This is a genomic window from Pseudomonas shirazensis, from assembly GCF_050496565.1.
Taxonomy (GTDB): domain Bacteria; phylum Pseudomonadota; class Gammaproteobacteria; order Pseudomonadales; family Pseudomonadaceae; genus Aquipseudomonas; species Aquipseudomonas shirazensis_A.
This window is the reverse complement of the sequence record NZ_JBNWAE010000011.1, coordinates 110,769-133,046: the sequence shown is the minus strand read 5'-3', so window position 1 is coordinate 133,046 and position 22,278 is coordinate 110,769. Positions and strand designations below refer to the sequence as shown.

The following is a 22,278-nucleotide window of genomic DNA, read 5'->3' as shown; positions in this document are numbered from 1 at the left end:
CCGCGAATTATTGGTGTTTGGCGTGCATCTGCTTGACGGCGCCGCTGGCGATCAACTCGGCCAGTTCAGCGACGTCGAGCAACGCACACATGTGTTCGATGACCGTGCCGGCCAGCCAGGGCCGCTGCCCGCGCTGACTACGCCACTTGATCTCGTTGGGGTCCAGGCGCAACGAGCGGCTGACCTGATGCACCGCCAGCCCCCATTCGTAGCCCTGCACCGAGATTACGTACTGCAAGCCCTGACGGAAGTCGTCGCGATAGCGATCGGGCATCACCCAACGCGCCGTATCGAGTACCTTGAGGTTGCCCGCCTGGCAGGTGAGGATGCCCAGAAACCAGTCCGGCTGACCGAACAGTGGGGTCAGCTCCTGGCCGGCCAGGGTGTAGATCGAACCCAGGCACACCAGCGGCACCGCCAGGGTTAGCCCGGCAACGTCGAACAGCAGGCATTCGAACGGCTCGGCGGCCCACGCCGGGCGTCCATCGCTGGTAGCAGGCGGAGTCGGCACGTTGGCCGCGGGCAAATGCACTTCGACCAGCGGCGCGACCAGCTCGGGCGCCTCGACCTCGGTCAGCAACGGAATGCTCGCCTCGGCCACAACTGTGGTTTCGACAACGCTCAGCACCGGCTCTGGCGCTGCCACAACGGGAGCCAGCACGGTCGGCAACAGCTTGGCCTGCGGCTCGGCAAACGGCTTGGCGCCAGATACGTCGACAACAGCAGCCTTGCGCTGGGCATCACGTGCCTGCTCTTCGCGCACGGCCGCTTCGAAGTCGCTGCTTGGCGCTTCTTCGACCATTACCGCTGGCAAGTCCAGGTCGAACGGCTCGGTAGCCTCCTGCAACAGGCCATCGAGGTAACTCTGCAAGGCCAGTTGCGGTTTGCTGGCAAGCTGTTGCGCGTGTTTCATCAGGCCACCTGCAATGCGGGTTTGTAGGTGAGCATATGTTTGAGCAAGGCGCGATAGGCCACCACGCCGCGGCTCTTGCCATCGAATTGCGACGGCGTGACCCCGGCCCGGCTGGCATCGCGCAGGCGCGTGTCGACCGGGATGTAGCCCTGCCAGACGCTGTCGGCATAGGTATCACGCAGCACCTTGAGGGTGCCCAGTGAGGCCTGGGTGCGACGGTCGAACAGGGTCGGCACGATCTGATACGGCAGCGCCTGCTTGCGCGAGCGGTTGATCATCGCCAAGGTGCCGACCATGCGCTCCAGGCCTTTGACGGCGAGGAACTCGGTCTGCACCGGGATCACCAACTGCTGGCTGGCCGCCAGCGCGTTGACCATCAGCACGCCGAGCAACGGCGGGCTGTCGATCAGAGCGAAGTCGAAATCCTGCCACAGCTGCGCCAGACTCTTGGCGATCACCAGGCCCAGGCCACTCTGGCCCGGCGACTGCCGCTCGAGCACCGCCAGCGCTGTACTCGACGGCAGCAAGGAAATACGTTCGTGGCTGGTCGGCAGCAGCAACTGCCCAGGCAAGCCTTCGGGCACCGTGCCCTTGTGCAAGAATAGGTCGTAGCAGCTGTGCTCCAGCGCATCCGGGTTATGTCCGAAATAGCTCGTCATAGAGCCGTGCGGGTCGAGATCGACAACGACCACGCGCTTGCCCGCATCGGCCAGCAGACCGGCCAGGGCGATGGTTGTGGTGGTCTTGCCGACGCCACCTTTTTGATTGGCTACTGCCCAGACTCTCATGGTGCGCTGCTTCCTCCCGGTATGGCCGCCTGCCCTCCCGGGAACGGTGTGAAATTCTGTGACGGGGATTTGACGGGGCTAGCCCCCTCCCGCCGCTACTGCGCTTGGCGGTGCACTTTGTGTGCCAGCACGGCGCATCGCCGCATCCGGGGTCGCATTGGCGCTGCCGGTTGCGGTCAGGCTGCGGCGTACTTCCAGGTTGCGCGAGATCACCAGCACGACCCGACGATTGCGCGCACGGCCTTCTGCCGTGTCGTTGCTGGCGACCGGCTGATACTCGCCATAGCCGACCGAGGCCATGCGCCCAGGATTGACGCCATTCATGGCCAACAGGCGGACGATACTGGCCGCGCGCGAAGCCGACAGTTCCCAGTTGGTCGGGTACTGCGCAGTGCGGATCGGCAGGTTGTCGGTGAAGCCTTCGACGTGCACCGGGTTGGCGAACGGCTTGAGGATATTCGCCACCTTCTCGATGATCGCGAATGCAGTGTCGCTGGGCATGGCATCGCCACTGCCAAACAACAGCGCCGAGTTGAGCTCGACCTCGACCCACAGTTCGTTGCCGCGCACGGTCATCTGGTTGGAGCTGATCAAATCGCCGAAAGCGCTGCGCACGTCATCGCTGATGGTCTGCAGCGGGTCGGCGCTGGTCTGGCCGAGGCCCGCGTCGGTCTGCTCGCTGTCTTTGATCAACGGCTCGGCAGGCTTGATGCTGAGTGGCTGCTCTTCACCAATCGGGATGGCCCGCATCGCCCGCTCAGGATCATTGAACACGCCGAGCAAGGCTTGCGAGACGACCTTGTACTTGCCCTCGTTGATCGAAGAGATCGAATACATGACCACGAAAAAGGCGAACAGCAGCGTGATGAAGTCGGCGTACGACACCAGCCAGCGCTCGTGATTCTCGTGTTCTTCGGTATGGCGACGGCGACGCATGGCTTACTCCATGAAGCCTTGCAGCTTCAGCTCGATCGAGCGGGGGTTTTCGCCTTCGGCGATCGACAGCAGGCCTTCGAGCAGCATCTCGCGATAGCGTGACTGACGCATGACGATGGCTTTGAGCTTGTTGGCGACCGGCAGCAGGATCAGGTTGGCACTCGCCACACCATAGATGGTGGCAACAAACGCCACGGCGATGCCGTTGCCCAACTGGGACGGATCGGCCAGGTTGCCCATGACATGAATCAGGCCCATCACGGCACCGATGATACCGATGGTCGGCGCATAGCCGCCCATGCTTTCGAACACTTTCGCGGCCTGTATATCGCGGCTTTCCTGGGTCAGGAAATCCACCTCGAGAATGCTCCGGATAGCCTCGGGCTCGGCGCCGTCGACCAGCAGCTGCAAGCCCTTGCGCGCATACGGATCAGGTTCGGCGTCCGCCACCCCTTCCAGGCCGAGCAGGCCTTCCTTGCGCGCAGTCAGGCTCCAGTTGACTACCCGATCGATACCACCCGCCAGGTCGACCCGCGGCGGGAAGATGATCCAGCGAGCAATCTGCAGCGCACGCTTGAACGACGACAGCGGTGCTTGCAGCATCGCCGCGCCGAGGGTACCGCCGAGCACGATCAACGCGGCCGGCGCGTTGAGCAGCGCACCGACATGGCCGCCTTCGAGGAAGTTGCCGCCGACAATCGCAACGAAAGCGAGGATCAGGCCGATCAGGCTGAGCACGTCCATCAGACGCAGGCCTCGACCAGGTGCTTGCCGATTTCATCGAGGCTGTACACCGCGTCGGCCAGGTTGGCCTTGACGATGGCCATGGGCATGCCATAGATCACGCAACTGGCTTCATCCTGCGCCCATACGGTGCTGCCGCCCTGCTTGAGCAGGCGCGCACCTTCACGGCCATCCGCGCCCATACCGGTGAGCACCACCGACAAGACCTTGTCACCGTAGGACTTGGCCGCCGAGCCGAAGGTGATATCCACGCACGGCTTGTAGTTGAGGCGCTCGTCGCCCGGCAGGATCTTCACCATGCCGCGGCCATCGACCATCATCTGCTTGCCGCCAGGCGCCAGCAGCGCCAGGCCCGGGCGCAGCATGTCGCCGTCTTCGGCTTCCTTGACGTTGATCCGGCAGAGCTTGTCGAGGCGTTCGGCAAAAGCCTTGGTGAACGCCGCAGGCATGTGCTGAATCAACACAATCGGTGCCGGGAAGTTGGCGGGCAGTTGCGTCAGGACCCGCTGCAGCGCAACCGGGCCACCGGTCGAGGTGCCGATTGCAACCAGCTTGTAGGGCTTGCGCTTGGGCGCTGGCGAGTGCGCCGCAGCCGGTGCAGCCGGGCTACGCGCAGGAGCTGGCGTCGGCGTGCGCGGTGCAGGTGTGTGGCCAAGACTGCTGGCCGGTGCAGGGCTACTTGCGGCTGGCGCGGGCGCCGGTGCGGCATAGCTGCTCAGGCGGCGGTTGCTGCGCGAGATGGTATGCACCTTCTCGCAGAGCATCTGTTTGACCTTTTCCGGGTTACGCGAAATGTCTTCGAAGTTTTTCGGCAGGTAGTCGACCGCCCCGGCATCCAGCGCATCGAGGGTTACCCGGGCGCCTTCATGGGTCAGCGACGAGAACATCAACACAGGCGTCGGGCAGCGCTGCATGATGTGCCGCACCGCCGTAATGCCGTCCATCATGGGCATTTCATAGTCCATGGTGATGACATCGGGCTTGAGCGACAGCGCCTGGTCGATTGCTTCCTTGCCATTGGTCGCGGTACCCACAACCTGGATCGTCGGGTCGGACGAGAGAATTTCCGAAACGCGCCGGCGGAAGAAACCGGAATCATCCACCACCAGGACCTTGACTGCCATAAACACTCCATTAGATGGCGCAACCGCGAGGCTGCGCCACCGAAAATCAATAACGCTTGGCGGCGTAACGCTTGAGCATGCTCGGGACGTCGAGGATCAACGCAATCCGGCCATCGCCAGTGATCGTCGCGCCAGACATGCCCGGGGTGCCCTGCAGCATCTTGCCCAGCGGCTTGATCACCACCTCTTCCTGGCCGACCAGCTGATCGACCACAAAGCCGATGCGCTGGGTGCCGACCGAGAGGATCACCACATGGCCCTCGTGCTGTTCTTCATGCACCTGGCCCTGGACCAGCCAGCGCTTGAGGTAGAACAGCGGCAGCGCCTTGTCGCGCACGATCACCACTTCCTGGCCGTCGACGACGTTGGTGCGCGACAGGTCGAGGTGGAAGATCTCGTTGACGTTGACCAGCGGGAAGGCAAACGCCTGGTTGGCCAGCATCACCATCAGGGTCGGCATGATCGCCAGGGTCAGCGGCACCTTGATGACGATCTTCGAACCCTGGCCCTTGGCCGAGTAGATGTTGATCGAGCCGTTGAGCTGGGAAATCTTGGTTTTCACCACGTCCATGCCGACACCGCGGCCGGACACGTCGGATATCTCGGTCTTGGTCGAGAAGCCCGGGGCGAAGATCAGGTTGTAGCAGTCGGATTCGCTCAGGCGCTCGGCAGCGTCCTTGTCCATCAGGCCCTTTTCCACGGCCTTGGCACGCAGCACGTTGGGGTCCATGCCTTTGCCGTCGTCAGAGATCGACAGCAGGATATGGTCGCCTTCCTGTTCCGCCGACAACACCACCTTGCCGGTGCGAGCCTTGCCTGAGGCGTCGCGCTCGTCGGGCATTTCGATGCCGTGGTCGACTGCGTTGCGCACCAAGTGGACCAGCGGGTCGGCCAGGGCCTCGACGAGGTTCTTGTCGAGGTCGGTTTCTTCGCCGACCAGCTCCAGGTTGATTTCCTTCTTGAGCTGGCGCGCAAGGTCGCGAACCAGCCGCGGGAACCGCCCGAAGACTTTCTTGATCGGCTGCATGCGGGTCTTCATCACCGCAGTCTGCAGGTCGGCTGTGACCACATCGAGGTTGGACACCGCCTTGGACATGGCTTCGTCGCCGCTGTTCAGGCCCAGGCGCACCAGCCGGTTACGCACCAGCACCAGTTCGCCAACCATGTTCATGATCTCGTCCAGCCGTGCGGTATCGACGCGTACGGTGGTCTCGGCTTCGCTGGCGTGCTTCTCAGCAGGCGCGGCTGGCGCCGGCGCACGTGCCGGGGCCGGAGCCGCTGGCTTGGCCGCAACAGCGGCAGCAGGCTTGGGCGCAGCTTTCACCTCGGCCTTGGCTGCTGGAGCAACGGCCACAGCGGCCACCTCGGCGGCGTCAGCAGAGAACTTGCCTTTGCCGTGCAGCTCATCGAGCAGCGCTTCGAATTCATGCTCGCTGATCTCGTCGCCACTGGCAGCCGGTGCGGCGCTGGTGGCAGCCTCGGCAACCGCAGCAGTCGGCAGCGCATCGGCGGCAAAGGTGCCCTTGCCATGCAGCTGGTCGAGCAATGCTTCGAATTCGTCGTCGGTAATCTCATCACCGGCCGGCGCTGGCGCAACAGCCTCGGGAGCGACCGTGGCCGCCTCAACCGAGAACTGGCCCTTGCCGTGCAGTTGATCGAGCAGGGATTCGAATTCGGCGTCGGTGATTTCATCCGACTCGGCGCTGGCTGCGCCTGGCTGCGGCTGTTCAGCAGCCTCGGCCTCGGCCTTGACCGCATCGAGCGAGTCGAGCAGTTGTTCGAACTCGGTGTCGGTGATGTCTTCCTCGACCACCGCCGGCTCAGGCTCTACCACCGCGGCAGGCGCGGGCGCCGCACCCGGCTCGGCCAGACGCGACAGCGCAGCCAGCAGCTCGCGGGACGCTGGGGTCACCTCAGTCCGTTCGCGCACCTGGCCGAACATGCTGTTGACCGAATCCAGCGCTTCCAGAACCACGTCCATCAGTTCGGCGTCGACCCTGCGCTCACCTTTGCGCAGGATGTCGAAGACGTTCTCGGCAATGTGGCAGCACTCCACCAGCTCATTGAGCTGGAGGAAGCCGGCGCCCCCTTTTACAGTGTGAAAACCGCGGAAAATCGCATTGAGCAGGTCGGCATCATCCGGTCGGCTTTCCAGCTCGACCAGTTGCTCGGACAACAACTCAAGAATTTCCCCGGCTTCTACCAGGAAATCCTGAAGGATTTCTTCATCGGCGCCGAAGCTCATTAAACGTGCTCCCTAAAAACCAAGGCTGGACAGCAGATCGTCGACATCGTCCTGACCGGACACAACGTCTTCACGCTTATCGGCATGAATCTGCGGACCTTCACCCCGAGTCGGATGTTTTTCTTGATCTTTTTCAGCACGCAATTGATCGTGGTCATGTTCGATACCGGCAAAACGGTCGACTTGACTGGCCATCAACACGAGCTTGAGCAGATTGCTTTCTACTTGGGTGACCAACGCGGTGACGCGTTTGATCACCTGGCCGGTCAGATCCTGATAGTCCTGAGCCAGCAAAATATCGTTGAGGTGCCCGGACACCTTGCGGTTGCCCTCGGCACTGTGCGTCAGGAAACTGTCGACCCGTTTGACCAGATCGCGAAACTCCGGCGCGGCCACTTCACGGCGCATGAAGCGCTGCCAGTCAGTGCTCAGCGCCTGGGCCTCACCGGCCAGGTCGTTGAGTACCGGGGTGCTCGCTTCGACCAGGTCCATGGTGCGGTTGGCGGCGCCCTCGGTCAGCTTGACCACGTAGGACAAACGCTCGGTGGCATCGGTGATCTGCGAGACTTCCTCGGCCTGCGGCATTGCCGGGTCGATCTGGAAACTGACGATCGCACTGTGCAGCTCGCGGGTCAGTTTGCCGACTTCCTGGTACAGGCCACGGTCGCGTGTCTGGTTGAGCTGATGAATCAGCTGCACCGCATCGCCGAACCGGCCGCGCTCAAGGCTCTCGACCAGTTCCTGAGCGTGCTTCTTCAGGGTGTTTTCAAACTCACCCAAAGAGTTGTTGTTAGAGTCCATGGCGCCCCCTGGCGTGATTTAGCTATTCACGCGTTCGAAGATCTTTTCGATCTTCTCTTTGAGCACCTGGGCGGTGAACGGCTTGACCACGTAACCATTGACGCCGGCCTGGGCCGCTTCGATGATCTGATCACGCTTGGCTTCGGCAGTTACCATCAGCACCGGCAGATGCTTGAGGCGTTCATCGGCACGCACTTTGCGCAGCAGGTCGATGCCAGACATACCGGGCATGTTCCAGTCGGTGACGAGGAAGTCAAAGTGGCCGCTTTCAAGCATCGGCATGGCGGTCAGGCCATCGTCGGCTTCCTGGGTGTTGGTGAAGCCCAGATCACGCAAGAGGTTCTTGATGATCCGCCGCATCGTCGAAAAGTCGTCAACGATGAGGATTTTCATGTCTTTGTTCAATTAGACCTCCAAGCAGTCTTAAACGCGCTCGGCCCCGAGCGCGCATTCAATCAATTCGGTACACCGTCAAAACGACTGCAGCGACCCTGGTTTCAACGCGCTCGCCATTCACCCAGCCGGCTGCGCAGACGTGCCGCGCATTGGCTGTGCAGCTGGCTGACGCGCGACTCGCTGACCCCCAGCACCTCACCGATTTCCTTGAGGTTGAGCTCTTCGTCGTAGTACAGCGCCAGCACCAACCGCTCGCGTTCCGGCAGGTTGGCGATCGCATCGGTCAACGCCGTCTGGAAGCGTTCTTCTTCCAGATCACGCGACGGTTCGACCTGCGCACTGGCGCCATCCTCGTGCAGACCTTCGTGTTCGCCGTCCTGCAACAGGTCGTCGAAACTGAACAGTCGGCTGCCCAGGGTATCGTTTAGAATCCCGTAATAATCATCGAGACCTAATTGGAGTTCGGCAGCAACCTCGTGATCTTTAGCGTCGCGACCGGTTCTTGCTTCAACAGCGCGCATCGCGTCGCTGACCATACGGGTATTGCGGTGCACCGAACGCGGTGCCCAGTCACCCTTGCGGACCTCGTCGAGCATGGCGCCACGGATGCGAATACCGGCATAGGTTTCAAAACTGGCACCCTTGCTGGCATCGTATTTATTGGACACTTCGAGCAGGCCAATCATGCCGGCCTGGATCAGATCCTCGACCTGCACGTTGGCCGGCAAGCGCGCCAGCAAGTGGTAGGCGATGCGCTTGACCAACGGCGCGTAACGCTCGACCAACTCGTACTGGGCGTCCTTGGAGGCCTTGCTGTACATCTGAAAACCGCTTGCACTCATAGCACTGGTCCCGCACTGGTGGGCTGCACCAGGCGCTCGACGAAGAACTCCAGATGCCCACGAGGGTTGGCAGGCAGCGGCCAGCTATCGACCTTCTGCGCGATGGCCTTGAACGCCAGCGCACACTTGGAGCGAGGGAAGGCTTCGTAGACTGCACGCTGCTTCTGCACCGCCTTGCGCACGCACTCGTCGTACGGTACGGCGCCGACGTATTGTAGGGCGACGTCAAGGAAGCGGTCCGTGACCTTGGTCAACTTGGCGAACAGGTTGCGCCCTTCCTGCGGGCTCTGAGCCATGTTGGCAAGGACGCGGAAACGGTTCATGCCATAGTCGCGGTTGAGCAGTTTGATCAGCGCGTAGGCGTCAGTGATCGAGGTCGGCTCGTCGCACACCACCAGCAGCACTTCCTGCGCAGCGCGGACAAAGCTCACCACCGAGTCGCCGATGCCGGCTGCGGTGTCGATGACCAGCACGTCGAGGTTGTCGCCAATCTCGCTGAAGGCCTGGATCAGCCCGGCGTGTTGCGCCGGCTGCAAGTGGACCATGCTCTGGGTGCCCGAGGCGGCGGGCACGATGCGTACCCCGCCCGGCCCCTGCAAGAGCACGTCGCGCAACTCGCAGCGGCCTTCGATGACATCGGCCAGGGTGTGCTTGGGCGTCAGCCCCAGCAGCACGTCAACGTTGGCCAGACCCAGATCGGCGTCCAGCAACATGACCCGGCGGCCGAGCTCGGCCAACGCCAGGGACAGGTTGACTGAAACGTTGGTCTTGCCGACGCCACCTTTGCCACCGGTCACGGCGATAACCTGTACGGGATGCATGCTACCCATATTTGTTCTTTACCTTGTCGCGCTTGAACCGAGGCCACATGGAGGGCTGTGATTGAAGCCCTTGCTGTAGGTACTTTGCATTGTGTTCATCCTCAACCCACGCGTTTGCCTGAGTTGTGGTACAGATCAGCGAACATATCGGCCATGGCCTCTTCGCTGGGGTCTTCCTGCATTTGCACGCTGACGGCGCGGCTGACCAGTTGGTGCTTGCGCGGCAGGTGCAGGTCGTCAGGAATACGCGGGCCATCGGTGAGATAGGCCACGGGCAGTTCATGACTGATCGCCAGGCTCAGTACTTCACCGAGACAGGCAGTTTCATCAAGCTTGGTCAGGATGCAGCCAGCCAGGCCACAGCGCTTGTAGCTGTGATAAGCGGCGGTCAGCACCTGTTTCTGGCTGGTAGTTGCCAGGACCAGATAATTCTTCGAAGCGATACCGCGCCCGGCAAGCGTCTCCAGCTGCATGCGCAGGGCCGGATCACTGGCCTGCAGGCCAGCGGTATCGATCAGCACCACACGCTTGCGCAGCAGCGGCTCCAGGGCCTGGGCGAGGGACTCGCCCGGGTCGACATAGGTCACCGACACGTTGAGGATGCGGCCCAGGGTCTTGAGCTGCTCCTGAGCGCCGATACGGAAGCTGTCCATGCTCACCAGCGCCAGGTTCTGCGCGCCGTACTTGAGCACATAACGCGCTGCCAGCTTGGCCAGGGTGGTGGTCTTGCCCATGCCGGCCGGGCCGACCATGGCAATTACCCCGCCCTCCTCGATCGGTTCGATCTCGGGTACATCGATCATTCGCGCCAGGTGCGCGAGGATCATCCGCCAGGCTTGCCGCGGCTCGTCGATTTCACCGGTCAGGTCAAGCAGTTCACGGGCCAGCGCACCGGTCAGGCCGACACGCTGCAGGCGCCGCCAGAGGTTGGCCTGCAGCGGCTTGCTGCCTTGCAACTGGCTCCAGGCAAGCGAGCCGAGCTGTACTTCGAGCAGTTCACGCAGGCCGGACAGCTCCGAGCGCATGGCATCGAACAGGCGCGGATCAACCGGCGCCACTGCCGGTGCAGCCGGGGCGGCGGGCTGATCAACGTGCGGCTCGACCAACGGCTCGGAAGCGGTCAGCGAGAGGCCGGCAAACAACTGACGGTTGCCGTCATCGGCATCGCTGCGGCTGCTCAGTTCGGCCTGGGCGGTTGCGATGCGCGACTGGGTCTTGCGCAGCTCGTCTTCAAGCTCAGGGTTGGGCACCCGTGGCGCCAGCGCCGACAGCTTGTAGTCCAGCGCAGCGGTCAGCTCGACGCCGCCGGCGATGCGCCGGTTACCGATGATAGCGGCATCGGAGCCAAGCTCATCGCGGACCAGCTTCATGGCCTGACGCATATCTGCGGCGAAAAAACGCTTAACTTGCATACTCCACTACCTCAGCCGTTCGGGCCCACGGTGGCAACGATGGTGACTTGCTTGTTGTCAGGTATTTCCTGATACGCCAAAACATGCAAATTCGGTACAGCCAGGCGGCCGAAGCGCGACAGCATTGCCCGAATCGGGCCGGCTACCAGAAGGATAGCTGGCTGACCTTGCATCTCCTGACGCTGGGCCGCTTCGATAAGCGAACGCTGTAGCTTTTCGGCCATGCTCGGCTCAAGAAGAACACCATCTTCCTGACCTTGCCCGGCCCTTTGCAGACTATTGAGCAAAATCTGTTCCAACCTTGGCTCCAAGGTGATAACAGGCAGCTCGGACTCAACGCCGACAATGCTTTGCACGATGGCGCGACACAATCCGACGCGCACTGCGGCAACCAGCGCGGCATTATCTTGACTCTTGCCAGCGTTGTTGGCGATAGCTTCGGCAATGCTGCGGATATCGCGTACCGGCACTTGCTCGGAGAGCAGCGCTTGCAGGACCTTGAGCAGCCCCGACAAGGAAATGACACCAGGCACCAATTCTTCGGCCAGCTTCGGCGAGGCTTTGGCCAGCACCTGCAACAGTTGTTGGACTTCTTCGTGACCGATCAGTTCGTGGCAGTGCTTTTGCAGAATCTGGTTCAAGTGGGTCGCCACTACGGTGCTGGCATCGACCACGGTGTAGCCCAGTGACTGCGCCTGCGCGCGCTGGCCGATGTCGATCCACACCGCCTCCAGGCCAAACGCCGGGTCACGTGCAGCGATACCATTGAGGGTACCGAACACCTGGCCTGGGTTGATCGCAAGCTCGCGGTCCGGGTAAATCTCGGCTTCCGCAAGGATTACACCCATCAGGGTCAGGCGATAGGCACTTGGCTGCAGGTCGAGGTTGTCGCGGATGTGTACGGTCGGCATGAGGAAGCCCAGATCCTGCGAGAGCTTCTTGCGCACGCCCTTGATCCGCGCCAGCAACTGGCCGCCCTGGTTGCGGTCGACCAGCGGGATCAGCCGGTAGCCCACTTCCAGGCCGATCATATCGATCGGGGTAACGTCATCCCAGCCCAGCTCCTTGGTGTCCATCGCGCGCTGCGGCGACGGCAGCAGATCCTGCTGGCGCTGCACTTCTTCCAGGGCCTTGGCCTTGTTGACCTGCTGCTTGCGCCAGACCAGGTAGGCACCACCCGCCGCCAGCACACCGAGGCTGAGGAAGGCCACATGCGGCATCCCCGGCACCAGGCCCATGACGATCATGATGCCGGCCGACACGCCCAAGGCTTTTGGCGAGTCGAACATCTGCCGGTTGATCAGCTTGCCCATGTCCTCGGAGCCCGAGGCGCGCGTCACCATGATTGCGGCGGCGGTGGACAACAGCAAGGATGGCAACTGCGCCACCAAACCGTCACCGATGGTGAGCAACGCGTAGACCTTACCGGCCTCCCCGCCGGACATGCCATGCGAGAGGATACCGATCAGCACGCCGCCGATGAGGTTGATGAACAGGATCAGCAGGCCGGCAATGGCGTCACCGCGCACGAACTTGCTCGCACCGTCCATAGAGCCGTAGAACTCGGCTTCCTGGGCGACTTCGGCGCGGCGCGCCTTGGCCTGGCCCTGATCGATCAGGCCGGCGTTGAGGTCGGCGTCGATCGCCATCTGTTTGCCGGGCATGGCATCGAGGGTGAAGCGCGCGCTGACTTCAGAGATACGCCCGGCACCCTTGGTCACCACCACGAAGTTGATGATCATGAGGATGGCGAACACCACGGCACCGACCACGTAGTTGCCGCCGATCACCACCTCACCAAAGGCCTGGATCACCTTGCCCGCCGAGCCGTGGCCCTCGTGGCCGTGCAGCAGCACCACGCGGGTCGAGGCGACGTTCAGCGCCAGGCGCAACAGCGTTGCTACCAGCAGGATGGTCGGGAACGCGGCGAAGTCCAGCGGCCGCAGGGCATATACGCAGACCAGCAGCACCACCAGCGACAGGGCGATGTTGAAGGTGAAGAACACGTCGAGCAGGAACGGCGGGATCGGCAACATCATCATTGCCAACATCACCAACAGCAACAACGGCACACCCAGGTTGCCCCGGCCGAGTCCGGTCAGGTTGCTGCGCGCGTTGCTGATTAACTGACTGCGATCCACCGCGATTCCTCTTCAAGCAAAACTTTGACGCCTGTAGAGCGCCTGCGCTGCCTTTGCAAGAAGCTGTCCAACTTTGCCAACCGATGCCTGCGATCAGCTGTCGCGGCGCAGATCGTCCGGGATCGGCAGGTCTTTGTTCAGCGGATCAGGGCGTTTGCCCTTGCCGGCACGGTGCTGGCGGACCTGGAAGACGAACGCCAGCACCTGGGCTACCGCCAGGTACAGGCCGGCTGGGATTTCCTGCTCGATCTCGGTGGAGTAGTAGATCGCCCGCGCCAGCTCCGGCGACTCGAGAATCTGCACGTTGTGTGCAGCGCCGATCTCGCGGATCTTGAGCGCGATGAAGTCGCTGCCTTTGGCAAGCAGCAAGGGCGCCGCGCCACCCTTCTCCGGGTCGTATTGCAGGGCAACGGCGTAGTGAGTCGGGTTGGTGATGATCACGTCGGCGTCAGGGATCGCCGCCATCATGCGCCGCTGCGAGACCTCTCGCTGCAGTTGTCGGATACGCTGCTTGACCTCGGGTTTACCGTCGGAATCCTTGTGCTCGTCGCGCACTTCCTGCTTGGTCATCTTGAGCTTTTTCTGCGTCTGCCAGAGCTGGAACGGCACGTCTGCCGCCGCGATCAGCAGCAGCCCTGCCGAGACCCACAATGCACTCCAGCCCACGACCACCGCGCTGTGGATGATCGCTTGCTCCAGCGACTCGTTGGCAATGGACAACAGCGCTATGCGGTCATTGAGCAGCACCATCCAGCCCACAAACAGGATCAGCACGAACTTGGCCATCGCTTTGAGCAGTTCGGTCAGCGCATTGAGCGAGAACATCCGCTTGATCCCGGACAACGGGTTCATCCGGCTGAATTTGGGTTGCAGCAGGCTGCCGGAGAAGATGAAGCCGCCGAGCACGATCGGCGCTACGAAGGCGATCACGAACAGCATGATCAACAACGGCTGCGCTGCCCACAGCGCTTTCTTGCCAGATGCCAGCAGAAACAGGCCCATCGAGCGCTCGTCGATCAACACCTCGCGCGACAGCGAGAAGTTGATCCGCATCAGGTCCATCAAGGTGTCGGCCATGTGACCGCCGAACACCAACAGACCACCGGCGCCAGCCAAGGTCACCGCCACCGTGTTGAGTTCCTTGGAACGGGCTATCTCACCTTTCTTGCGCGAGTCGCTCTTGCGCTTGTCGGTGGGGTCTTCCGTCTTGTCCTGACCGCTCTCGCTTTCTGCCATGCTCAGCGCGCCCGGGCCAGATCACGCAGCCACTGCAGCGCTTCGCTGGCCAGTGCCTGGTAATGCGAGAGGATGTCGGCCAGGCCGACCCAGAACAGGCCAAGGCCGAGCACCAGCGTCAGCGGAAAACCGATCGAAAAGATGTTCAACTGCGGCGCCGCACGGGTCATTACGCCAAACGACACGTTGACCACCAGCAGCGCAGTGACCACTGGCAGAATCAACAGCACCCCGGCGCCAAATACCCAGCTCAGGCGCCCGGCTATTTCCCAGAAGTGCTGGACAACCAGGGCATTGCCGACCGGCAAAGTGGTAAAGCTTTCGCTGAGCACCTCGAACACCACCAGGTGGCCATTCATCAGCAGAAACAGGATGCTCACCAGCATGGTCATGAACTGGCTGACCACCGCCACGTTGACGCCGTTGACCGGGTCGACCATCGAGGCGAATGCCATCCCCATCTGGATCGCGACTATCTGCCCGGCGATGACAAACGCCTGGAACAGCATCTGCAAAGAGAAACCGAACAGCGCACCCACCAGGATCTGCTCACCGCACAGCATCAGCCCGCGCAGGCTCAGCGGGTCGAACTCCGGCATTGGCGGCAACCCCGGCACGATGGCCACGGTGATCGCCAGCGCGGCGTACAGGCGCACCCGCGCCGGCAGCATCTTGGTGCCGAAAATGGGCATGGTCATCATCAGCGCAGTCACGCGGAACAAGGGCAGCATGAAGGTCGCGACCCAGGTGCCGATCTGCGCGTCGGTAAGCTCCAGCATCGCCGGCTAACCGATCAACTGCGGAATGCTGGTGTACAGACCAAGCATGTATTCCATGAACTTGGTCACCAGCCACGGCCCGACCACGATCAGCGTCACCAGCATCACCAGCAGGCGCGGCAGAAAGCTCAGGGTCTGTTCGTTGATCTGGGTCGCAGCCTGGAACATCGCCACCACCAGGCCCACCAGCAGGCTCGGCACCACCAGCACGGCGACCATCAGGGCGGTCAGCCAGAGCGCATCACGGAATAGGTCAACGGCAACTTCTGGGGTCATGCCACGCTCTCCTTGACGGTGTCAGAGGCCACCGAAACTACCGGCCAGGGTGCCCATGATCAGTGCCCAGCCATCGACCAGCACAAACAGCATGATCTTGAACGGCAGCGAAATGATCAGCGGCGACAGCATCATCATACCCATCGCCATCAGCACGCTGGCGACCACCATGTCGATGATCAGGAACGGGATGAAGATCATGAAACCGATCTGGAACGCGGTCTTCAGCTCCGAGGTCACGAACGCCGGCACCAGAATGGTCAGCGGCGCCTGCTCGGGGCTGGCAATGTCGGTGCGCTTGGACAGGCGCACGAACATGTCCAGGTCGCTCTGCCGGGTCTGCGCCAGCATGAAGTCCTTGAGCGGCCCCTGGGCCTTGTCGATGGCCTGCTGGGCAGTCATCTGCTCGCTCAGGTACGGCTGCAGGGCGTCCTTGTTCACCTTGTCGAATACCGGCGCCATGATGAACAGGGTCAGGAACAGGGCCATGCCGGTAAGCACCTGATTCGATGGCGTCTGCTGCAAGCCAAGGGCCTGGCGCAGGATCGAAAAGACGATGATGATGCGGGTGAAGCTGGTCATGAGGATGACAAACGCTGGAATGAAGCTCAGCGCCGTCATGATCATCAGGATCTGCAGGCTGACCGAATACTCCTGCTGGCCGTCGGCGCCACTGGACAGGGTAATGGCAGGGATCGACAGCGGGTCGGCGGCCAGGGCCAGCGGCGCGGCCAGCAGCAGCGCCAGGGTCAACAGCATGCGCACGGCGCCGGTCATCACTTGGTGTCCTTCTGATCCTTGCCCATCAGCTCCAACAGCCGCTGGGCGAACTCTGGGGTCGCCGGGCGGGCACTGGCAGGCACCTCGACCGGCTCGGCCAGCACATGCAAGGCCTTGATGCTGCCTGGGCTGTGCCCGAGCAGAACCTGTTCCTTGCCGACCTGCACCAGCAACAGCCGATCACGCGGGCCGATGGTACGGCTGCCGATGATCTCGATCACCTGGCCACCGCGCGGCGCGGCGCCCTGCATGCGCCGCAGCAGCCAGGCCAGCGCGAAGATCAGGCCAACCACCAGCAACAAGCCAAAGACCATCTGCGCCAGTTGCCCGCCCAGACCACCTGGCGGTGTCGCGGCGGTAACCGGGGCAGCAGCAGGCGCTTGCGAAGCAACCACCACTTCGCTGACCAGCAGCGTGGCGACAGCGGCCACAGCGCGTATCACAGCCTTCACTCAGCGCAGCTTCTTGATGCGTTCGCTAGGGCTGATCACGTCGGTCAGGCGGATGCCGAACTTCTCGTTGACCACGACCACTTCGCCATGGGCGATCAGGGTGCCGTTGACCAGCACATCCAGCGGCTCACCGGCGAGGCGGTCGAGCTCGATCACCGAACCCTGGTTGAGCTGCAGCAGGTTGCGGATGTTGATGTCGGTGCTGCCGACTTCCATCGAAATGCTCACCGGGATGTCGAGGATCACATCCAGGTTCGGCCCTTCGAGGCTGACGTTTTCATTGGGCTTGGGCGAGCTGGCGAACTCTTCCATCGGCAAACGCCCGGCGCCGCCAGTGTCGGCGGCCAGCAGGGCATCGATGTCGGACTGGCCGGCATCACCGGTTTCTTCCAGCGCTGCGGCCCATTCATCGGCCAGGGCTTGGTCCTCGGCAGAGGTGATTTCGTTTTCGTTAGCCATAGTGTCCTCGACAAGCATTCAATTCGGGGTTGCGACCGGCACGCCGTCAGCGGCGCTCGATCGGATCGATGATCTGCAGGGCCAGATTGCCCTTGTGCGAGCCCAGCCGCGCCTTGAACGACGGCACGCCATTGGCGCGCAGCACAAGGTGCTCGGGCAGCTCTACCGGGATCACATCGCCCGGCTGCATGTGCAGGATGTCGCGCAGTTTCAGCTGGCGGCGGGCAACCGTGGCGGTGACCGGCACGCTGACATCGAGCACGTCCTCGCGCAAAGCCTTGACCCAGCGCTCGTCCTGATCGTCGAGGTCGGACTGGAAGCCCGCGTCGAGCATCTCGCGCACCGGCTCGATCATCGAGTACGGCATGGTCACGTGCAGGTCACCGCCGCCGCCATCGAGCTCGATGTGGAAGGTCGACACCACCACCGCTTCGCTAGGGCCAACGATGTTGGCCATGGCCGGGTTGACCTCGGAGTTTATGTACTCGAAGTTGACGGGCATGATCGCCTGCCAGGCTTCCTTGAGGTCGACGAAGCACTGATCCAGGACCATGCGCACCACGCGCAGCTCGGTCGGGGTGAACTCGCGACCTTCGATCTTGGCGTGACGCCCGTCGCCGCCAAAGAAGTTGTCGACCAGCTTGAACACCAGTTTGGCGTCGAGAATGAACAACGAGGTGCCGCGCAACGGCTTGATCTTGACCAGATTGAGGCTGGTGGGCACGTACAGCGAATGGATGTACTCGCCGAACTTCATCACCTGCACGCCGCCCACCGCCACATCGGCGGAGCGGCGCAGCAGGTTGAACATGCTGATCCGGGTGTAGCGGGCAAAGCGCTCGTTGATCATTTCCAGGGTCGGCATGCGCCCGCGCACGATCCGATCCTGGCTGGTCAGGTCGTAGCTTTTGATGCTGCCGGGTTCGGCAGCACTTTCGGTCTGTACCAGGCCATCGTCGACGCCATGCAGCAGCGCATCGATCTCATCCTGGGACAGCAGGTCCTGTACGGCCATTACGGACTCCTACTGCAACACGAAGTTGGTGAACAGCAACTGGTCGATGACCGGTTTGCCGACTTCTTTCTGCGCCACTTCCTGGACCACCGCAGTGGCTTTCTGGCGCAGCATTTCCTGGCCTACCGAACTGCTGGCCAGGGTGTCGAAGCCTTGTCCCGAGAACATCATCACCAGGTTGTTGCGGATCACCGGCATGTGCACCTTGAGTGCGTCGATGTCAGCCTGGTTACGGCCTTGCAAGGTGATGCTGACCTGCATGTAGCGCTGACGGCCGTTCTGGTTGAAATTGACCACAAAGGCCGGCGCCAGCGGCTCATAGATCGCTGCCGGCTTGACGTTGGCCAGGGCCGGGTCAGCGACCGGCGCTGCGTCGCTCTTGTGCATGATGAACCAGGTAGCGCCCACCGACAGGCCAACCGCCAGCAGCAGCGCCACTACCAACAGCAGGATCAACTTGAGTTTGCCTTTTGCGGCGGGGTCTTTCACTGCTTCGCTCTTCGCCATGCCAATAATCCGTCGTCCATCAGGGGTTCGTAGGTGGATGACGTGGCTTGAGCAAGTGTTATGCCAGATATGGCAAGGCAGAGAAAACGCCGGGCCCGCCCGTCGTCACCCAACAGAGTGACGGCAGACTGGCCCGGCGTCCGGGATCAGCAAATGCTGGGTCAAGCGTAGTAATCGACTGCGCTATCGCCGATCACCACTTGCTGCTCGGCCGCGCGTGAAACCTCGCTCAGCTCGCCCTGCTCACCGGACTCAGCGGCCGGGCCGCGTCGCGCGGCCACGCCGGACAACTGCGACGCCTCCTGCTGCGCCTGCTGTTGCTGACCGCGGGACTGGTCGGCAACGTTGACGTCAGGCTGGGCCAGGCCCTGCTGTGCAAACAACTCGCGCAGACGGTGCAACTGGCTGTCGAGGCTGTCACGCACACCAGCGTGACCACTGACGAAGGTAATCTGCGCGGCCTGATCGGTGGCAATATTGACGCGGATGTCCAAGCGGCCAAGCTCGGCCGGCTCGAGCTGGATATCCGCCGATTTGAGGTTCTGGCTCGACAAGTACATGACCCGGTTGACCAGGCCTTCGGTCCAGGCGCCCTGGTTCATCGCCAACGGCTGTTGCAGCGGGCTGGGGTTGACCGGCACGGCATTGGCGGTCTTGGCGGTGGCGGCCTGGGTCAGCGTGGCCAGGCGGTCGGCAAAGTTGTCGACACGGGTATCACTGCTGGCGCTCTTGATGTCTTTAAGGCCGTCCTCGATCAGGCTGCCGAAGGCTTTGTGGCCTGACTGGGAGTTGCCGCCCTCGTGCTCGCCTTTTTCGACCACGTTCGCCAAGGTATTGACGGCAGCCTGATTGCCATCTGCAGGTGCCTTGCCGGTTTCTGACGGGTTGGCCGCATGCGCCGAGGTCGTGCCTTTGGCCTGCGCGCTGTGCTCAAGCGCAAAGCGCAGGCTTGGCAGACCGGCCAAGGCGTCCGCTTCAGGATCGAATACAGCCTCGCCCGGCTCGCCAGGTTGCGGCGCGGCAGTTACCGGCACACCCGCCTGCAAGACAGGAGCAATCGCTTGCGCCTGGGCCTGAATCAACTGTGCGCCCGCCGGGGCGTCGGTAACCTGACCGGCAACCAGGCTGGCATCCACAGAAGCCTTGTCATCACCTTCGCTGCCGGCATCCGCGTGCTGCGCGGCGTCGCTGGCTGGCAAGGTATTGCCGTCGGCGGCAACCGCAGGCTTGTCTTTTGGCTCGGCCTTGCCGGCCGAGGCCGCGTCAGGCTTGTCCTTGGGCTTGGCCTGGGCCACCTTGTCGTCACGTTGACCGACACTGTCGCGGGCCTGCTTTGCCATCACTTGATCAAAGCCTTTATCCTGCGCAAACGCGGCGGCAGAGGGCTTGTCGGCGCCGACCCGGGACTGCTTGACGGGGGTGCTGACTTGGATCAGTGGGTTGGGTGCGACAGGCATCGAGGGTCTCCGCGCCGGCAGGCGTCAAAATCGTCTGCTCAGAGACAAGCAAGACTCGCGCCAGTTTTTCTCAACTGCCGGAAACGCGCTCACATTCAAGCAGGTAGAAGCATTTGACCTGACGGTATTCGGAGTCTATGCGGTTGACCAGATCTTCGACACCATAAGCCGGCGTCTGTTTGACCCGCTCTTCCAGCTGCTGGCACAGGGCGGCAAGGCCGACCGCACCCATGTTGCTGCTGCTGCCCTTGAAGCTGTGCGCGGCCATGCCCAACTCACTGGCATTTCGCGCGCCATGCAATTGGCTCAGGCGCCGCTCGGAGTCTTCCAGAAAGATCTCCAGAAGTTGCTGATAACCACCCTCCATGACGTCCTGCAAGTCACGCAGGACCCGCTGATCGATGTGCATCTCCATCATCTGTTCACTCCCTGTTGAGGCGGCTGAGCCTGGCAGCGTGCTCACCAGAGCACCTCCACCTTGGCGCATCGACCGCCCTCGATCCATTGTGCATCCTGACTCAGCCGTCGCACCAGATGTATTCCACGCCCACTGAAGGCATCCTGGCGTGGCAGCCTTGCCAGCACCCGCTCGACATCGAAGCCGTCACCGCTGTCACGGATTTCGATGATCAGACGCCCTCCTCGCTCCCAGGGTTCAACCTTGAGATCTATCCGAATGTAACCATCCACCTGTCGTGCCAGTCGCTCACCGCGCAACCGGTAAAACTCCGCAAACCCCGCCGCATCGCCCTTGAGAGCTGAATCAAGGCCGAGCACGCCATGTTCCAGGGCATTGGTGTAGAGCTCGGCAAAGACGCTGTGCAACTGTCCGGCAAGCGGTCGCAGGCCATGGATTTCCTGCAGCAGCTGCAGCAGTTGCGGGACCGGATTGACTAGCCGCAATGTCTCGCCGCGCAGTTCGAAGCCTAGCGACCAATCGAGCGGGCTGCTGCGCCCCCCGTCGCCATGGCCGGCATTAGCGGGTAAATCCGCGGCCGGCTCGAGCATGCAGATATCACACAGGCTGACATCATCTCGAGCGCGCCCGCCAAACCCTTGCAACGCTTGCAGCAACTCATCGAACAACAGCGCGGGGGTGCGGTTACACGCGATCACCCGCTGCAGACGCTCCACCCCAAACAACTGCCCACCGGCGTTGCTGGTTTCGATCACTCCATCGGACAGCAACAACAGCCGTTCACCTGGCGCCAGCGGCATCACCTGGGTACGGTCATCGAAACGTTCCGGGGCCAGCACCCCCAGCGGTAGCTGGTTGGACGGCAAGGTCGCCAGCAATTCGCCGCTGGCCGCCAGATGGTAACCATCGGGCATGCCGCCGCCCCAGAACTCGACCGTACCGCGCTGGTAGCTGATGTTCAGCAGCAACGCACAGCAAAACATGTCTACCGGCAGGATGCGTTTGAGCTTGGCGTTCATTTCGCGCAGCGTCTGCGCCAGGCCATAGCCCTTGCCGGTCATGCCATAAAACGCCTCTGCCAGCGGCATGGCGCCGACTGCTGCGGGCAGCCCATGCCCGGTAAAATCACCCAGCAGCACATGCAGGTCACCCGACGGCGTGTACGCCGCCAACAGCAGGTCGCCATTGAACAGGGCAAAAGGCGACTGCAGATAGCGGATGTTCGGCGCCTGCAGGCAGCCGGTGTGGGCAACTTTGTCGAATACCGCCTTGGCCACACGCTGCTCGTTGAGCAGATGCTGATGGTGCAGGGCTATTTCGTCGCGCTGCTCGAGGACCTTGGCCTGCAACCTGTGCAGGCGCTCCATGGCGCCGATCTTGGCCGCCAGGATCACCGCGCTGTAGGGTTTGGCGATGAAGTCATCGCCACCGGCTTCAAGGCAGCGCACCAGCGCCTGCTCCTCGCTCAGCGACGTGAGAAAGATGATCGGCACCAGGGTCTCGCCGGCCAGCGCCTTGATCTGCCGCGCAGCCTCGAAGCCATCCATGACCGGCATCAAGGCATCGAGCAGGACCAACTGCGGTCGGTGCTGGCGAAACAGCGCCACCGCCTCGGCACCGTTTTCCGCCGTCAGCACCTGATGCCCCTGGCGGCGCACGATCTGCGCCAGCAACAGGCGGTCGGCAGCGCCATCTTCGGCAATCAGCACCTGCAAGGTGGCCTCACCCGGCATGAC

The 22,278-nt window shown here is 62.5% G+C and carries 23 protein-coding genes; all 23 read right to left on the bottom strand.

The annotated features are described in order from the left end of the window. Positions 1 to 7: 7 nt before the first annotated feature. The 23 genes from ACQZ2L_RS17275 to ACQZ2L_RS17165 all read right to left on the bottom strand — a co-directional run bounded on the left by ACQZ2L_RS17275 (position 8) and on the right by ACQZ2L_RS17165 (position 22,275). Positions 8 to 913: a CheW domain-containing protein gene (locus ACQZ2L_RS17275; protein WP_430327106.1), complete on the bottom strand. Its 906-nt coding sequence runs from the start codon at positions 911 to 913 to the stop codon at positions 8 to 10. Beyond that, entirely contained in the window at positions 913 to 1,701 is a 789-nt protein-coding gene (locus tag ACQZ2L_RS17270) for a ParA family protein (RefSeq protein WP_101317899.1), read from the bottom strand. Before ACQZ2L_RS17270 ends, ACQZ2L_RS17275 begins: the two co-directional genes overlap by 1 nt. A 78-nt stretch (positions 1,702 to 1,779) precedes the next feature. Next, positions 1,780 to 2,637, bottom strand: coding sequence for a flagellar motor protein MotD (gene motD / locus ACQZ2L_RS17265; protein ID WP_430327105.1), 858 nt, complete (start codon positions 2,635 to 2,637; stop codon positions 1,780 to 1,782). Between the two features lie 3 nt (positions 2,638 to 2,640). Further along, positions 2,641 to 3,381 carry a flagellar motor protein gene (locus ACQZ2L_RS17260; protein ID WP_314875833.1) on the bottom strand — a complete coding sequence of 247 codons (741 nt, stop codon included), beginning with the start codon at positions 3,379 to 3,381 and terminating at the stop codon, positions 2,641 to 2,643. Beyond that, complete coding sequence (locus ACQZ2L_RS17255) at positions 3,381 to 4,505, bottom strand: protein-glutamate methylesterase/protein-glutamine glutaminase (protein ID WP_430327104.1); 1,125 nt, start codon at positions 4,503 to 4,505, stop codon at positions 3,381 to 3,383. The genes ACQZ2L_RS17260 and ACQZ2L_RS17255 overlap by 1 nt, the downstream gene beginning before the upstream one ends. Before the next feature lie 46 nt (positions 4,506 to 4,551). Next, on the bottom strand, positions 4,552 to 6,750 hold the full coding sequence (locus ACQZ2L_RS17250; RefSeq protein WP_430327103.1) for a chemotaxis protein CheA: 2,199 nt from the start codon (positions 6,748 to 6,750) through the stop codon (positions 4,552 to 4,554). Positions 6,751 to 6,762: 12 nt separating this feature from the next. Next, positions 6,763 to 7,551: a protein phosphatase CheZ gene (locus ACQZ2L_RS17245; protein WP_314875838.1), complete on the bottom strand. Its 789-nt coding sequence runs from the start codon at positions 7,549 to 7,551 to the stop codon at positions 6,763 to 6,765. 18 nt (positions 7,552 to 7,569) lie between these two features. Continuing rightward, positions 7,570 to 7,944, bottom strand: coding sequence for a chemotaxis response regulator CheY (locus ACQZ2L_RS17240; RefSeq protein ID WP_178080754.1), 375 nt, complete (start codon positions 7,942 to 7,944; stop codon positions 7,570 to 7,572). A 104-nt stretch (positions 7,945 to 8,048) separates the two neighbouring features. Then, positions 8,049 to 8,789, bottom strand: a complete 741-nt coding sequence (gene fliA / locus ACQZ2L_RS17235; RefSeq protein ID WP_101317885.1) for an RNA polymerase sigma factor FliA — start codon at positions 8,787 to 8,789, stop codon at positions 8,049 to 8,051. Beyond that, positions 8,786 to 9,619: a flagellar synthesis regulator FleN gene (fleN, locus tag ACQZ2L_RS17230; RefSeq protein ID WP_101317883.1), complete on the bottom strand. Its 834-nt coding sequence runs from the start codon at positions 9,617 to 9,619 to the stop codon at positions 8,786 to 8,788. Before fleN ends, fliA begins: the two co-directional genes overlap by 4 nt. A 92-nt stretch (positions 9,620 to 9,711) precedes the next feature. Further along, positions 9,712 to 11,022: a flagellar biosynthesis protein FlhF gene (gene flhF, locus ACQZ2L_RS17225; RefSeq protein WP_314875843.1), complete on the bottom strand. Its 1,311-nt coding sequence runs from the start codon at positions 11,020 to 11,022 to the stop codon at positions 9,712 to 9,714. 11 nt (positions 11,023 to 11,033) lie between these two features. Beyond that, positions 11,034 to 13,163, bottom strand: a complete 2,130-nt coding sequence (gene flhA, locus ACQZ2L_RS17220) for a flagellar biosynthesis protein FlhA (protein ID WP_430327102.1) — start codon at positions 13,161 to 13,163, stop codon at positions 11,034 to 11,036. Positions 13,164 to 13,256: 93 nt separating this feature from the next. Then, positions 13,257 to 14,399, bottom strand: a complete 1,143-nt coding sequence (flhB, locus tag ACQZ2L_RS17215; protein ID WP_430327101.1) for a flagellar biosynthesis protein FlhB — start codon at positions 14,397 to 14,399, stop codon at positions 13,257 to 13,259. A 2-nt stretch (positions 14,400 to 14,401) separates the two neighbouring features. Continuing rightward, positions 14,402 to 15,178: a flagellar biosynthetic protein FliR gene (gene fliR / locus ACQZ2L_RS17210; RefSeq protein WP_430327100.1), complete on the bottom strand. Its 777-nt coding sequence runs from the start codon at positions 15,176 to 15,178 to the stop codon at positions 14,402 to 14,404. A gap of 6 nt (positions 15,179 to 15,184) precedes the next feature. Then, positions 15,185 to 15,454 (bottom strand): flagellar biosynthesis protein FliQ, encoded by a 270-nt coding sequence (fliQ, locus tag ACQZ2L_RS17205; protein ID WP_101317868.1) that lies wholly within the window; start codon positions 15,452 to 15,454, stop codon positions 15,185 to 15,187. Between the two features lie 21 nt (positions 15,455 to 15,475). Beyond that, positions 15,476 to 16,231, bottom strand: coding sequence for a flagellar type III secretion system pore protein FliP (gene fliP / locus ACQZ2L_RS17200; RefSeq protein WP_103436657.1), 756 nt, complete (start codon positions 16,229 to 16,231; stop codon positions 15,476 to 15,478). Then, on the bottom strand, positions 16,231 to 16,686 hold the full coding sequence (fliO, locus tag ACQZ2L_RS17195) for a flagellar biosynthetic protein FliO (RefSeq protein WP_430327099.1): 456 nt from the start codon (positions 16,684 to 16,686) through the stop codon (positions 16,231 to 16,233). Before fliO ends, fliP begins: the two co-directional genes overlap by 1 nt. Continuing rightward, positions 16,687 to 17,145, bottom strand: a complete 459-nt coding sequence (gene fliN, locus ACQZ2L_RS17190) for a flagellar motor switch protein FliN (protein ID WP_430327098.1) — start codon at positions 17,143 to 17,145, stop codon at positions 16,687 to 16,689. 46 nt (positions 17,146 to 17,191) lie between these two features. After that, complete coding sequence (fliM, locus tag ACQZ2L_RS17185) at positions 17,192 to 18,160, bottom strand: flagellar motor switch protein FliM (RefSeq protein ID WP_314875853.1); 969 nt, start codon at positions 18,158 to 18,160, stop codon at positions 17,192 to 17,194. Positions 18,161 to 18,169: 9 nt separating this feature from the next. Beyond that, on the bottom strand, positions 18,170 to 18,667 hold the full coding sequence (gene fliL, locus ACQZ2L_RS17180) for a flagellar basal body-associated protein FliL (RefSeq protein ID WP_430327097.1): 498 nt from the start codon (positions 18,665 to 18,667) through the stop codon (positions 18,170 to 18,172). A gap of 161 nt (positions 18,668 to 18,828) precedes the next feature. Then, a complete protein-coding gene (locus tag ACQZ2L_RS17175) occupies positions 18,829 to 20,124 on the bottom strand; it encodes a flagellar hook-length control protein FliK (RefSeq protein ID WP_430327096.1) in 1,296 nt (431 codons plus the stop codon). 70 nt (positions 20,125 to 20,194) lie between these two features. After that, positions 20,195 to 20,542 carry an Hpt domain-containing protein gene (locus ACQZ2L_RS17170; protein ID WP_430327095.1) on the bottom strand — a complete coding sequence of 116 codons (348 nt, stop codon included), beginning with the start codon at positions 20,540 to 20,542 and terminating at the stop codon, positions 20,195 to 20,197. A 41-nt stretch (positions 20,543 to 20,583) separates the two neighbouring features. Further along, a complete protein-coding gene (locus ACQZ2L_RS17165; RefSeq protein WP_430327094.1) occupies positions 20,584 to 22,275 on the bottom strand; it encodes an ATP-binding SpoIIE family protein phosphatase in 1,692 nt (563 codons plus the stop codon). Positions 22,276 to 22,278: the final 3 nt, after the last annotated feature.

Coding starts and splice junctions, on each gene's coding strand:
- fliA (WP_101317885.1), bottom strand. CDS start 8,789: ATGAGTGCAAGCGGTTTTCAGATGTACAGCAAGGCCTCCAAGGACGCC.
- fleN (WP_101317883.1), bottom strand. CDS start 9,619: ATGGGTAGCATGCATCCCGTACAGGTTATCGCCGTGACCGGTGGCAAA.
- ACQZ2L_RS17175 (WP_430327096.1), bottom strand. CDS start 20,124: ATGCCTGTCGCACCCAACCCACTGATCCAAGTCAGCACCCCCGTCAAG.
- flhB (WP_430327101.1), bottom strand. CDS start 14,399: ATGGCAGAAAGCGAGAGCGGTCAGGACAAGACGGAAGACCCCACCGAC.
- fliR (WP_430327100.1), bottom strand. CDS start 15,178: ATGCTGGAGCTTACCGACGCGCAGATCGGCACCTGGGTCGCGACCTTC.
- fliQ (WP_101317868.1), bottom strand. CDS start 15,454: ATGACCCCAGAAGTTGCCGTTGACCTATTCCGTGATGCGCTCTGGCTG.
- ACQZ2L_RS17270 (WP_101317899.1), bottom strand. CDS start 1,701: ATGAGAGTCTGGGCAGTAGCCAATCAAAAAGGTGGCGTCGGCAAGACC.
- fliL (WP_430327097.1), bottom strand. CDS start 18,667: ATGGCGAAGAGCGAAGCAGTGAAAGACCCCGCCGCAAAAGGCAAACTC.
- ACQZ2L_RS17245 (WP_314875838.1), bottom strand. CDS start 7,551: ATGGACTCTAACAACAACTCTTTGGGTGAGTTTGAAAACACCCTGAAG.
- ACQZ2L_RS17240 (WP_178080754.1), bottom strand. CDS start 7,944: ATGAAAATCCTCATCGTTGACGACTTTTCGACGATGCGGCGGATCATC.
- fliM (WP_314875853.1), bottom strand. CDS start 18,160: ATGGCCGTACAGGACCTGCTGTCCCAGGATGAGATCGATGCGCTGCTG.
- ACQZ2L_RS17250 (WP_430327103.1), bottom strand. CDS start 6,750: ATGAGCTTCGGCGCCGATGAAGAAATCCTTCAGGATTTCCTGGTAGAA.
- fliP (WP_103436657.1), bottom strand. CDS start 16,231: ATGACCGGCGCCGTGCGCATGCTGTTGACCCTGGCGCTGCTGCTGGCC.
- ACQZ2L_RS17260 (WP_314875833.1), bottom strand. CDS start 3,381: ATGGACGTGCTCAGCCTGATCGGCCTGATCCTCGCTTTCGTTGCGATT.
- ACQZ2L_RS17255 (WP_430327104.1), bottom strand. CDS start 4,505: ATGGCAGTCAAGGTCCTGGTGGTGGATGATTCCGGTTTCTTCCGCCGG.
- flhF (WP_314875843.1), bottom strand. CDS start 11,022: ATGCAAGTTAAGCGTTTTTTCGCCGCAGATATGCGTCAGGCCATGAAG.
- fliN (WP_430327098.1), bottom strand. CDS start 17,145: ATGGCTAACGAAAACGAAATCACCTCTGCCGAGGACCAAGCCCTGGCC.
- motD (WP_430327105.1), bottom strand. CDS start 2,637: ATGCGTCGCCGTCGCCATACCGAAGAACACGAGAATCACGAGCGCTGG.
- ACQZ2L_RS17275 (WP_430327106.1), bottom strand. CDS start 913: ATGAAACACGCGCAACAGCTTGCCAGCAAACCGCAACTGGCCTTGCAG.
- ACQZ2L_RS17165 (WP_430327094.1), bottom strand. CDS start 22,275: ATGCCGGGTGAGGCCACCTTGCAGGTGCTGATTGCCGAAGATGGCGCT.
- ACQZ2L_RS17170 (WP_430327095.1), bottom strand. CDS start 20,542: ATGATGGAGATGCACATCGATCAGCGGGTCCTGCGTGACTTGCAGGAC.